The organism is Acinetobacter sp. CWB-B33, assembly GCF_039655955.1.
Taxonomy (GTDB): Bacteria; Pseudomonadota; Gammaproteobacteria; order Pseudomonadales; family Moraxellaceae; genus Acinetobacter; species Acinetobacter bouvetii.
The window spans coordinates 133,996-146,077 of sequence record NZ_JAGFEU010000003.1 but is presented as its reverse complement, the minus strand read 5'-3'; the positions used below and the strand labels follow the sequence as shown (position 1 = coordinate 146,077).

Below are 12,082 nucleotides of genomic sequence, written 5' to 3'. Positions count from 1 at the left end.
GTTATGACAGAATTTTTTGGGTTGACAACAGAAAGTGCAAACGTACACTTTTAATACATTATAGATTTTAGAGCAATCAATCAAATTCATAATGTTCTTTTAGTTCATTGACTTAATGTTTTGTTACAATACAATGCTCAATGTTTAATCCATTTGCAACATAACTGGTAATTATCATGAAAAAACTCGGTTTAGCCACTGCTTTATTATTAGCCATGACCGGTGCTCAAGCGTATCAAGTAGAAGTACAAGGTCAATCTGAGTACATCGACAATACAGTAAACGATAAAAACTTTACTGGCGCTGTTCAAGGCACTTACTACTTCAAAAATGTTGACTCTTCTAAAGGTCCATTGGCTGAAGCAGCGTTTTTAAACCAAGCGTCTAACGCTTCTATCGCTTACAACTACGGCGAATATGACGTTGACGGCATCGCTGACAAAACTGTTCATACTATTGGCGCTAAAGCTGAAGCTTATGTTCCAACTAAAGTAGTTCCTGTATATGCTAGCGCGTCTTACAGCAATACAATTACTGACAATAAAGCTGCTGGCGTTGCAGACGACCACGGTGACCGCTATGCTCTAGAAGTTGGTGCGCTTGCTGCTCCTAATTTCTTGGTTGCTGTTGGTTATACCAGCGCTGCTAATCAATTCGCTTTAGATGCTTTCAACATCATGTCTAACGGCATTGTTAAAGCTGCTGGCGAAACTAAAACTTTGGGCGAAGACCAAGACGCAATCACTGCACGCGCTAAATATGTTGGCGCGATTGACGGCACTAACATGGCTGTCGGTTTCGAATCTGGCATCGTTTACGGTGATGCAACTGCATACCAATTCAAAACTGACCTGTATTTGAACCCTAAACTAAGCACTGGCGTTTCATATGCTGCATCTAGCTTTGCAGGCACTCCAGATTCAGCTTGGGGCGCGAACGTAAACTACTTCATCACTCCAGCAGTTGCTGTTGGCGCGAACTATGTTTATGCAAATGCTGAAGGCGCTAAAAACGACACCCAAACTGTTGGCGTAAACGCTAAATTCCGTTTCTAATTCATTTTAGAATCTGAATGTAAAAAAGGACGCTTCAAGCGTCCTTTTTTATGGCTTGAATTTTGGTTGCCAGTCCTATTCATCTTTATGCTTATTCGGCAAATGCGTTACATACTGCAGCGCAATCAGCCGTGAAACGATCATCGCCAAATACATCACGCCGCAGAACATCTGAAGCATCGCCAAAACCCGTGCAGGCGCACTGACAGGCATCAAGTCTGACAGCCCCGTTGCAGACTGCAGGCTAAAGCTTAAAAATAATAAATCCAGCCAAGACTGCATGCCCGGAATATCCGGATTAGAAAAACTGCCTGGATAAATCTGCTGGCAAATGCTGTAAAGAAAAGCGAAGCCCCAAGCGATTAAAGTAAATACAGCCGCGGCAGCAAACATCTCGTCTTTAGTTAAATACCGGTCGGCAAACATATAGCGCAGCAGTCCATAGGCGGCGCTGAAATATGCCAGCGCTTCAAAACTGTGGGCAATGATTTGAACATTGGGATTTTTCACTCCCAAAATGATCAGGGTTGAAAAAATCACGGCGCCGCCGACAAAACTTAGGCCTAAAATGGTAAACATGGGAGTCTGGCGGATGACTTTGGCAATCAGCAGCAGCACCAATACGCCCAGCACCCACAGCACAGCGCGGTACGTCAGGCTGAAATTCGGCATTGCGGTCAAAATTAAAATCAGCAGCTGCAGCAGAAGCAGCCAGGCTGACGGCAGCAGGCGGAAACCTTTCCAAAAATCAATAAATCCTTGCATGGTTCATTCCACGAAACGTTCTGGTTATCGTAAATTTTTATGGATGTCTGATGCTGTCCGGACAGCCATCGTCTACATCACACTATAGAATAGTCAAGACTGAAAATACGCTTGATTCTGTTATCTGCTATTAACTTAGCATGAAGCTTTTTGCTTTCAGACAATTAATTTGCATGATCATCAGCCTAAAGCGGCTTAATGAGTATGGTATCGAGCCCTCATAACCTAGGCCTGAATCATCTCTTGATCATTCAGCCACTGCCGGCTGAACCATGGGGTATTCATAGCGGGCTGCATACAAATTCCAGCCATAAAAAAAGCTCCTTACGGAGCTTTTTTTATGGCTGATCAGATTAGTGATCTGATGCGCCAGAGATACCAATACCCGTTTGTGAACGTACATACTGCGCATCGAATGCTCTGCGTTCTGCTTCAGCACGCGCTGAACTGTCAGTTACAGAGAATAACCAGCAGCAGATGAACGCTAACGGCATTGCAAAGATTGCAGGACCATTGAATGGGTTGATTGGCGTTTCAGAGATGCCTAAAGTATCTACCCAAACTGCTTTAGATAAGATAATTAGAGTTACCGCTGTAATCAAACCAACCAAGCCACCAATCACAGCACCGCGCGTGGTTAAGCCTTTCCAGAACATTGACAGTACAAGCACTGGGAAGTTTGCGCATGCTGCTACAGAGAATGCCAAGCCAACCATGAATGCAACGTTTTGCTTCTCGAACAAAATACCCAGAATCATGGCAAAAATCGCTAAGCCCAAAGTTGCAATCTTAGACATGCGCAGTTCAGATTCAGGTGTGGTTTGACCTTTCTTGAATACGTTTGCATACAAGTCATGCGAGATTGCAGAAGCGCCAGACAGTGTCAGACCCGCTACAACTGCAAGAATTGTTGCGAATGCGACCGCTGAAATGAAGCCCATGAACAAGTCACCGCCCAATGCATCAGACAAGTGAACTGCCGCCATGTTGTTGCCGCCAACAAGCTCTAGCTTGCCAGTGACCGCCATTTTTGCGACATCAAGGAATTGCGGGTTGTTCGATACATAAAGGATCGCGCCGAAACCGATGATGAAGGTTAATAGATAGAAGTAACCAATGAAACCTGTAGCAACAACCACTGATTTACGCGCTTCTTTGGCATCTTTTACGGTAAAGAAACGCATTAGGATGTGCGGCAGGCCTGCTGTACCAAACATTAACGCAAGACCTAGAGAGATCGCATCAATTGGGTTTGCAGCCAGTTTGCCTGGACCCATGATATTGCTCGCTTCTGCCACAGTGATATCATGTACTTTTGCATAAACATCAATAGATTGAGAGAACATTTCAGCAAAGCTGAAGCCCACGCCTTTCATTACCATGAAGGCCATGAACGTTGCGCCAGACAAAAGCATGACCGCTTTAATAATCTGTACCCAAGTAGTCGCCAGCATGCCGCCGAAGATTACATAAGCCATCATGAGCAGGCCCACGATCACCACTGCAATGTTGTAGTTCAAGCCGAACAGCAGTTTGATCAGCTGGCCTGCGCCAACCATCTGAGCAATCAGATAGAATGCCACAACCACCAATGAGCTCATTGCAGCCAAGGTACGCACTGGTTTTTCAGCCAAACGGAACGATACCACGTCAGATAAATTGAATTTACCCAGGTTACGCAAACGCTCTGCCACCAAGAACAGTACAATTGGCCAGCCCACCATGAAGCCTAATGAATACAGCAAGCCGTCAAAGCCTGAACTGAATACCAGTGCCGAAATACCCAGGAACGATGCTGCTGACATATAGTCGCCGGCAATCGCCAAACCGTTTTGGAAACCTGAGATGCCGCCGCCAGCTGTATAGAAGTCAGCAGTGTTCGTGGTTTGTTTTGCCGCCCATTTGGTAATCAGCAGCGTAAAGCCTACAAAAATGGCGAACATGATAATCGCGTGCCAGTTTGTCGCCTGCTGCTGAGCTTCACCTAAATCCGGTCCTGCCATTGCCATGCTTGACATCAGCAGTGCTGGCGCAGCCAGCGCTTGTGCTTTCAATGAATTCCATTTCATCTTAGTGCAGTCCTTTTTCATGAGTGATTGCTTCAACTTCACGCATTGCTTCTTCGTTTAATGAGTCCAGCGTATTGTTCGCAATGTAGGAATATACACCGCATAAAACAAAAGACAGTACAATGATGCTTAAGCCGAGCGGCATACCAATCGTGGTGACGCCGCCGCTTACTGAAGACATTAAAAATTCTTTGTTGTAGCCAACCAGCAGCATGAAGCCAACGTACACGACCAGCATAATAATGGTCAGCGTCCAGCTCAGTCTGCTTTTGCGGGCAACCATTTCCTTAAATTTTGGATTCTGTAGAATTTGCTCTACTTGTCTCTCATCCATAACCTTACTCCTGTAGGCACCCAGCCATGGGCGCAATTTTTTTAATTCGAATTATTTCGCCCCTAACATTAACAATCTTGCAGGGTTTTTGTAATTTAGACTTTGGTCGTTAAATTTTGATCAATTTTCAACGGGTTTGCCCAGATAAGGTATGATGAGCCTAAGATTTTAATGCTGCAGGCAGTATGAACAGCTGGCTTATTATTGGGGTTTTAGCCCTCTACATTGCACTCCTCTTTATTTGCGCATTTTTTGGCGAAAAGCACGCCAGCAGGCTCAGCACCCGGGGACGCATGCTGCTGTTCAGCCTGACGCTCGGCGTTTACTGTTCATCATGGACGTTTTACGGCGCAACTGGCGCCGCGGTGCGCGAAGGCATCATCTTTCTGCCCATTTATTTAGGGCCGCTGCTGTTTGTGGCGCTCGGTTATGATATTTGGCGCCGGCTGGGCCGTGTCCGCCAGCACCATGCCATTTCCTCCATTGCGGACTTCGTGGCTGCCCGTTACGGTAAAAGCGGCCCGCTGGCGTCACTGGTCACAATTTTAGCCGTGATTGCCATTATCCCTTATTTGGCTTTGCAGCTGCGCGCCATCGCGCTCAGCGCTTCAGTCATTTTAGATTCACCGACAGGCATCAGCAGCACGACCAACGGCGTGCTGTTTCTGACCGGCATTCTGGCCATTCTCGCCATGATGTTCGGCACCCGGCAAATTGCCAACACCGAGCAGCACGGCGGCTTAATGCTGGCTGTCGCGTTTGAATCCTTTGTGAAGCTGTTTGCTTTGCTGGCGGTGGCCTTTTTCTTTGTTTTTGAAGCCCCGGAAAACATTCATCAAATCAGCGCAGACATCAGCTCCACCTTTCATGATGTGCAGCTGTTTGGCGTCCCTGAAAGTTTCTGGATTCAAACCTTGCTGGCCGCGCTGGCCATCATTTGCCTGCCGCGCCAGTTTCACGTAGCAGTGGTTGAGCTGCGCGATGAAAAACACATCCGCGGCGCGCGGCGCTGGTTTGCGGTCTATCTGATTTTAACCATTGTCGCCATCATCCCGATTGCCAGCTGGGCCTTGCATGCTGCGCCGGCTTATTTGGCGATTCCGGACGTTGCCGTGCTATCTCTGCCGCTCAGCTATAATCAGGACTGGCTGACTCTGCTGGCCTTTTTAGGCGGCTTCTCTGCATCTACCGGCATGCTGCTGGTGTCTTCTGTTGCGCTGTCCATCATGCTCAGCAATGATTTAATCATGCCGGCGCTGTGGCGCACCAACCTGCTGTCACGCCATGATAAGCGCCTGCCGCTGGTGCTGAAATTCACCCGCCGCGTATGCATTCTGGCCGTCATGCTGCTGGGCTTTCTGTTTTTCCATTTCTTTAATGATATTGACCAGCTGTCCGTTTTTGGGCTCTTGGCATTCAGCGCTGTAGCGCAGTTCTCTCCAGCACTGATTGGCGGCCTGTACTGGCGCGGCGGAAGCAAGCAAGGCGTCTATGCCGGTTTACTGACCGGCTTTGCGCTATGGGCTTACACCCTGCTGCTGCCCACCGTCCTGCGCAGCCTGCCCGATCAGTTTAAAGTGTATACACAGAACTTTTTAAACCATGGCCCGCTCGGCATCAGCTGGCTGCGCCCCGAAGCGCTGCTGGGCTTTGAATCTTTTGATCCCTTAACCCATGGCGTGGTGTGGGCATTAGGACTGAACATTATTTTATATGTCTGGGTTTCACGGATTTTCCGCCCCAGCATTGCGGAACAGATCCAGGCCGAAAGCTTTTTCTACTATGAAACCAAGCCGCTGCCGTCACACAATACCTCGAATGATATCAATTATCTGCATCACGATGTAGCGCGCTTAAAAGTCGGCGACCTGATCACGCTGGCCAAGCGCATTACCGGCGAGGGCGCCGCTACCCGCGCATTTCAGCAGTTCTGCATGCAGAATAATGTCAGCCTGAACGAAAACAGCAGCGCCAACGGCATGTGGTGGCGCTTTACCGAACAGTACCTCGCAGGCACGATCGGCGCTGCGTCCGCACGGACCCTGCTGACCACCGCCATGGTCAATAATGGTTTAGCGCTCGGCCAAGTCGCCAATATTCTGGACCAAGCGTCGCAGTGGCAGCGCTTTAACCAAAACCTGATCATGACCATGATTGACCATATGACCCAAGGCGTCAGCGTGGTGGATGAAAACATGTGCCTGGTGGCATGGAATAATCAATATTTAAAACTGTTTGATTATCCCAAAGACATTGTCTATGTCGGCTGCCCCATTGCCGATCTGATCCGCTATAACGCGGAACGCGGTGAATGCGGGCCAGGCTCGGTCGAAGAGCATGTGCGTAAACGGATTCACTGGATGCAGGTGGGCAGTTCGCATGAATTTGAACGCATCCGTAAAGATGGCCGCGTGATTCAAATGCGCGGCAACCCGATTGAAGGCGGCGGCTTCGTCACCACTTTCGCGGATATTACCGCTTTCCGTGAAAATGAAGCCTTTCTGGAAGGCCGTGTGCAAGACCGCACTCAGCAGCTGGCCAATGCCCTGTCCGAACAGCAGCTGGCGCGTGAAGCCGCAGATAAAGCCAATATGTCGAAAAGCCGCTTTATCGCCGCAGCCAGCCATGACCTGCTGCAGCCGATGCATGCCGCCCGGCTGTTCAGCACCGCGCTGGAACAAAGCGTGCAAAGTCAGGAAGACCGTCAAACACTGCAGCAGCTGGACCGCGCGCTGCATGGCGCGGAAAGCATGCTTTCTGCCCTGCTGGATATCGCCCGCTTAGAAGGGGGCACGATTCAGCCGAAGCGCCAGTCTTATCCGCTGCATGACCTGCTCAGCGACTTAGAACTGCAGTTTAAATCGATTGCCGCCCAGCGCGGCATTAAATTCAGCGTGCATGATGCCCAGTTCTGGATTGACACTGACCCGCAGTGGATCCGCCGCATCATTCAAAATTTTGTCAGCAACGCGCTGCGCTATACCGCCCGCGGGCGTGTCGTGGTCGGCGTCCTGCGCGATGCCAGCAAACCGAACCATATCCGCATCGGCGTGTGGGATACAGGCCCCGGTATTGCCGAAGAACAGCGCATCAAGCTGTTTCAGGAGTTTGAACGCTGCGGCCATACCTCGCCTTGGGGCGAGCAAGGGCTGGGGCTGGGCTTAGCCATTGTGCAGCGCATGACCAGCCTGCTGGATTATCCGGTACATGTGTATTCAGAACTGGGCAAAGGCTCCTGCTTTATGATTGACGTGCCGATTGTGGAAGCGCCGAAAATCACCGCTGCGCCGATTCAGGCCGTGCCGCTGAAAACCAAAGCCTACAAAATTTTATGCTTAGACAATGACGAAACCATTCTGGAAGGCATGTCGACCCTGCTGACCAAATGGGGCTATCAGGTCTTTAAGGCGACTGAGCCTGAACAGGCGCTGGACATGCTGCAGCAGGAAAATATTCAGGTTTGGCTGGTCGATCAGCACTTGAACAATGACCAAGTCGGCTTAGATTTTATTTTGGATAACCGCCAGGAGAATGTTCCCGTCGCGCTGATTACCGCAGACTCGGACCCAGAACTGCCGCAGCGCTTAAAAGAGCTGAACATTGTGCTGCTGAAAAAACCGCTGAAACCGGCATCATTACGCTCTTGGCTGTCCGGACTGAAAATTTCAGGCAGCTGACGCTGCGCTGAGTTTTCAATAGGCAAATTAAAGACTTAAATGCCCCATTCATTCACATGAATGGGGCATTTTTATGTCCGGACTGCTTCACCGTTTCATCAACTGGCAATTTATTTTTCCGCATAGGCAAAATGCATCAAAAAAGCCAAAACAACAGGGCTAAAAATTAGCCAAAAATACCAAATCCGCTTTGCCTATGGCAAAAGCTGATCATTACTTATCTTGCACAAACGCACACTTAGTTACAATTTTCAAAGCCTCTGTTTTTAATAAAATTATTAAGATAAACAATACTATCTACAACTTTAGTCGTATTTTTATTCCCTGCATTTTCAACCTACAAATAGTCCATGACCTGATCAGTTTTCAGCAGCATGCGCAATGCATACTTCATTTGAATATTAAAGCTGATCAGCCGCCCCTATCGGAGTTGAATTATGAATATTTATGAAACCGTCCCGCATGGCATTCACTGTACCCAGCAATTCCACCGCGAATATGGCGCCAATGCCCTGCTGCCCGAAATTCACTGGGCGGACCTGTTTAAATTCAGCAAACTGGATCATGCCAAGCTGCAGGCGCTGGACACCCTGTATCAAAGCGCTGTGCCTTTGGCGCTGCAAGTCTTTGATGAACTGGATTTTGACGTTTTTGCGCCATCTGCCTATGAGCCTCACGGCCTGGGTCTGTTTGACCGCCTAGCGCAGCAGGAGGAAAAACTGCTGCAGCGTTTGGAGGCCGAGTCTGAAGATCTGAATGAAGATGCCCGCCACCAGATTTGGAGCATGCTGCTGCGCGGCGGCGCAGTGCTGGTGTTTAAGGCATGGCTGGGAAAAGTGAAAACCGGCCAGGATCAGCTGGATACCACTCAGTTTGACGAACTGTCCGATCTGCTGTTTATTAAAACGTCACCGTTTGAATTGGCGGAACGCCTGGGTGTTGAGGCCAATTCAGCTCAGGAGCATGCTTTTCTGATGTACGGCAATGAGGTATATCTAGACCGTTTCAACAGTTTGGAAACCGCTGCGCTGTTTGTCGATTTAGGTGTATATGATGCGGCTTTTCTAAGCCTGCGTGATGACCGCGTTGCCGAATATTTAAAAGCCAAAGGCTGCGTGACCGATGAACAGATTGATGAACTGCAATGCGCTTTAAATCCGCTGTTCTGCACAGATCTGACGCCTAAGCAAAGCTATATCGCTTAAGCGCGATCGCGCCAAAAAAAAGACCTTGCAGAAGGTCTTTTTTTACAGCTGCCATCAGCTTACATTTTCTTTTCTTCAATATTCAGCGCATTAATCGCCAGCACAGCCTGCGTACGGTTCTGCACGCCCAGCTTGCGGAAAATCGCGGTTACATGCGCTTTAATTGTTGCTTCAGAAACGTCCAGTTCATAGGCAATCTGCTTATTCAGCAGGCCTTCCGCCACCATCATCAGCACGCGGAACTGCTGCGGCGTCAGGGACTGAATGCGTTCTGCCAAAGCGGTTTCGTCGGCTGCGCGCGGGTCAAAGCTGACATTCGCCGGCAAATTCGGCGGCAGCCAAATTTCACCTTCCAGCACCTGGCGGATCGCTTCACCAATATGGCTCGGATGCGCTGATTTTGGAATGTAGCCCATGGCGCCATGCGCAATGGCGCGCTGAATAATTGAAGTTTCTTCGTGTGCAGAGACAACAATAATCGGCAAAGACGGATACTGTGCACGGACATGAACTAAAGCTGAAAAGCCTGATGCGCCCGGCAAGTTCAAATCCAGAAGGACCAAATCCGGTTCAGGGCCATTTTCCAAACGTTCATAAAATTCATTTACTGCCGCCGTCTCATGGATTTGAGCTTGCGGTAAGCTGTAACGCACAGCTTGAATCAAAGCGTGGCGGAACAGCGGATGATCATCAACGATTAATATATTCATAAGCAGCGTGAAAGATCTTGTGCACAGTAGCCCTATTCTAACCACACATGAGGCTTTAAGGATATGCAAGTTATAACTATTTTTTTATGAATATGCGGTTTTACCGCACAAATTATTCGGTTTATCTGCATTTCATGAATTCTTCAGTTCAAATCATTTTTTCTTATAAATTTTAGCTGCCGATGTAAAATCATTATCAGAATTCAATATAAAATTAAAATTCAATCAATTAGATAGAATCTATTATTTAATATTTCACATAATTCCGCATATCTAAAAAACTGATAACTTTTGGACTTTTGCTTATTTTACAGGAATAAGCGCATTCAGGATTAATACAAGGCATTCCGAGCTAACCCTATTTTCCAGGTTAAAAAAAAATGTCAAATTCAATTCAACAAAAACCGCTGAACATTGTTGCTGTTTCAGGCGGCCTCAATAATCCGTCAAAAACCGAAGCGCTGGTTCAAGCCATTATTGATGAACTGGGCGAAGCAACCCCAATTAATGTGCATTTCATTAAATTCAGCGAAATTGGCCAGCTGCTGGGCGGCGCAATTTACCGTAATCAATTGCCGCAGCGTGTTCAGGATGATTTGGCTGCTGTAGAAGCAGCAGATGCACTGATTGTCGGCACACCGGTTTACCGCGCCTCATTTACAGGCTTATTTAAGCACTTCTTTGACTTCGTTGAACAAACGGCTTTGGTCGATGTTCCTGTGCTGTTAGCGGCTTCTGGCGGCAGCGAACGCCATGCGCTGGTGCTTGAACATCAATTGCGCCCGCTGTTCAGTTTTTTCCAAGCGCAGACTTTGCCCATTGGCGTATATGCAACCGACAAAGATTTCACCCCTGAATACACCATTCACAGTGAATTCCTGCTAGACCGCATTACCCTTGCCGTTGCCCGCGCATTGCCCATTTTAGAGTGGGCGCCTGCCAAAGGCCAGCGTGCAGAAGCCATCAAAGAAAAATCACAGCAAGCCAACCAAAACCTGGGCATTAACAAACAAATCGAGCAGGAAGACGTATTGCCTTCTGCAGCAGTCCCGACGCTAGATGCAGCAGAAGCGCGCCTGCATCACAAGAAGCCTAAGACTCACGTTGCATAACATCTAAAATTAAGAGGGTTCAGCCATGTCTCAGCCGGATAGCAAGATTAAATTCGCATATTGGGTGCCGAACGTCAGCGGCGGTTTGGTGGTCAGCAATATTGAGCAGCGCACAGACTGGAGCTATGACTACAATGTGCGCTTGGCCCAAGCGGCCGAAAAAAGCGGTTTTGAATATGCTTTGACACAGATCCGTTTTACAGCCGGCTATAACGCAGAAAACCAGCATGAATCGGTCAGCTTCAGCCATGGCATCTTGGCCAAAACTGAACGCCTGAAAGTCATTGCCGCAATTTTGCCTGGCCCTTGGAAACCTGCGCTGGCCGCCAAGCAACTGGCGACCATTGACCATCTGACCAATGGCCGTATTGCCATCAATGTGGTCAGCGGCTGGTTCCGCGGTGAGTTTGATGCCATTGGCGAAGAATGGCCAGAGCATGACCAGCGCTATGCGCGCTCGGAAGAATTCATCCGCAGCTTAAAAGGGGTTTGGACACAGGATAATTTCAGTTTTGACGGCAAGTACTATCAGTTTAAAGACTACACCTTAAGTCCTAAGCCGCTGCAAAAGCCGCATATTGAAATTTTTCAGGGCGGCAGCTCACGGGCTGCCCGCGACATGGCATCCCGGGTATCCGACTGGTATTTCACCAACGGCAATACACCGGAAGAGCTGAAAAAGCAGATTGATGACATCCGAGAAAAAGCCAAAGCCAATGGCCACAGCGTTAAAGTAGGTGTGAATGCTTTCATTATTGCCCGCGATACCGAAGAAGAAGCGCAAGCGATGCTGCAGGAAATCATTGATAAAGCCAATGCTGAAGCCGTGAACGCTTTTGGCGATGCGACCCGCGAAGCAGGCGCAGCCACGGCAGAAGGTGAAGGCAACTGGGCTAAATCAACTTTTGAAGATCTGGTGCAGTATAACGACGGTTTCCGCACCAATCTGATCGGCACGCCGCTGCAAATTGCCGAACGGATTGTGGAATTGAAGCGTGTCGGCGTCGACCTGATTTTATCCGGCTTCCTGCATTTTATTGAAGAAGTTGAATACTTTGGCGAGAACATATTGCCTTTGGTGCGTGAACTGGAAACGCAGCAACAGCGTGTCCCGGCCAAATCTGCCTAAAACAGCGCTAGCTGCAGTCACCGCAC

General features: G+C 48.6%; 9 protein-coding genes. 5 read left to right on the top strand and 4 right to left on the bottom strand.

Annotated elements, in window-relative coordinates:
* Positions 1-176: 176 nt before the first annotated feature.
* The gene (omp33-36, locus tag JZ784_RS10020; protein WP_346314775.1) at positions 177-1,055 is read left to right on the top strand and encodes a porin Omp33-36; all 879 of its coding nucleotides are present in this window, start codon (positions 177-179) and stop codon (positions 1,053-1,055) included.
* A gap of 75 nt (positions 1,056-1,130) precedes the next feature.
* On the opposite strand, the gene JZ784_RS10015 is transcribed toward omp33-36, so the two are convergent.
* The 3 genes from JZ784_RS10015 to JZ784_RS10005 form a co-directional block, all read right to left on the bottom strand.
* Positions 1,131-1,820: an ion channel gene (locus JZ784_RS10015; RefSeq protein WP_346314774.1), complete on the bottom strand. Its 690-nt coding sequence runs from the start codon at positions 1,818-1,820 to the stop codon at positions 1,131-1,133.
* Between the two features lie 353 nt (positions 1,821-2,173).
* Positions 2,174-3,889: a cation acetate symporter gene (locus tag JZ784_RS10010; protein ID WP_005006806.1), complete on the bottom strand. Its 1,716-nt coding sequence runs from the start codon at positions 3,887-3,889 to the stop codon at positions 2,174-2,176.
* A 1-nt stretch (position 3,890) separates the two neighbouring features.
* On the bottom strand, positions 3,891-4,223 hold the full coding sequence (locus JZ784_RS10005; protein WP_005006805.1) for a DUF485 domain-containing protein: 333 nt from the start codon (positions 4,221-4,223) through the stop codon (positions 3,891-3,893).
* A 185-nt stretch (positions 4,224-4,408) separates the two neighbouring features.
* Here JZ784_RS10005 and JZ784_RS10000 point away from each other — a divergent pair, with 185 nt between their 5' ends.
* Both JZ784_RS10000 and JZ784_RS09995 read left to right on the top strand, forming a co-directional pair.
* Positions 4,409-7,900 (top strand): PAS domain-containing hybrid sensor histidine kinase/response regulator, encoded by a 3,492-nt coding sequence (locus JZ784_RS10000; RefSeq protein WP_346314773.1) that lies wholly within the window; start codon positions 4,409-4,411, stop codon positions 7,898-7,900.
* A 437-nt stretch (positions 7,901-8,337) separates the two neighbouring features.
* Positions 8,338-9,105 carry a hypothetical protein gene (locus tag JZ784_RS09995; RefSeq protein ID WP_346314772.1) on the top strand — a complete coding sequence of 256 codons (768 nt, stop codon included), beginning with the start codon at positions 8,338-8,340 and terminating at the stop codon, positions 9,103-9,105.
* Positions 9,106-9,164: 59 nt separating this feature from the next.
* Here the strand turns inward: JZ784_RS09995 and JZ784_RS09990 are convergent, their stop codons facing one another.
* Positions 9,165-9,815 (bottom strand): response regulator transcription factor, encoded by a 651-nt coding sequence (locus JZ784_RS09990; protein WP_005006791.1) that lies wholly within the window; start codon positions 9,813-9,815, stop codon positions 9,165-9,167.
* Positions 9,816-10,195: 380 nt separating this feature from the next.
* Between JZ784_RS09990 and msuE the strand changes: the two genes are divergently transcribed.
* Together msuE and sfnG are read left to right on the top strand one after the other, a co-directional pair.
* Complete coding sequence (gene msuE, locus JZ784_RS09985) at positions 10,196-10,927, top strand: FMN reductase (protein WP_005006789.1); 732 nt, start codon at positions 10,196-10,198, stop codon at positions 10,925-10,927.
* Positions 10,928-10,952: 25 nt separating this feature from the next.
* Positions 10,953-12,056: a dimethylsulfone monooxygenase SfnG gene (gene sfnG / locus JZ784_RS09980; protein ID WP_346314771.1), complete on the top strand. Its 1,104-nt coding sequence runs from the start codon at positions 10,953-10,955 to the stop codon at positions 12,054-12,056.
* Positions 12,057-12,082 lie beyond the last annotated feature (26 nt).

Excerpts from the sequence above, each read along its gene's own strand:
- JZ784_RS10000 (WP_346314773.1), top strand. The coding sequence starts at position 4,409 with ATGAACAGCTGGCTTATTATTGGGGTTTTAGCCCTCTACATTGCACTC.
- msuE (WP_005006789.1), top strand. The coding sequence starts at position 10,196 with ATGTCAAATTCAATTCAACAAAAACCGCTGAACATTGTTGCTGTTTCA.
- sfnG (WP_346314771.1), top strand. The coding sequence starts at position 10,953 with ATGTCTCAGCCGGATAGCAAGATTAAATTCGCATATTGGGTGCCGAAC.
- JZ784_RS09990 (WP_005006791.1), bottom strand. The coding sequence starts at position 9,815 with ATGAATATATTAATCGTTGATGATCATCCGCTGTTCCGCCACGCTTTG.
- JZ784_RS10015 (WP_346314774.1), bottom strand. The coding sequence starts at position 1,820 with ATGCAAGGATTTATTGATTTTTGGAAAGGTTTCCGCCTGCTGCCGTCA.
- JZ784_RS10005 (WP_005006805.1), bottom strand. The coding sequence starts at position 4,223 with ATGGATGAGAGACAAGTAGAGCAAATTCTACAGAATCCAAAATTTAAG.
- omp33-36 (WP_346314775.1), top strand. The coding sequence starts at position 177 with ATGAAAAAACTCGGTTTAGCCACTGCTTTATTATTAGCCATGACCGGT.
- JZ784_RS09995 (WP_346314772.1), top strand. The coding sequence starts at position 8,338 with ATGAATATTTATGAAACCGTCCCGCATGGCATTCACTGTACCCAGCAA.
- JZ784_RS10010 (WP_005006806.1), bottom strand. The coding sequence starts at position 3,889 with ATGAAATGGAATTCATTGAAAGCACAAGCGCTGGCTGCGCCAGCACTG.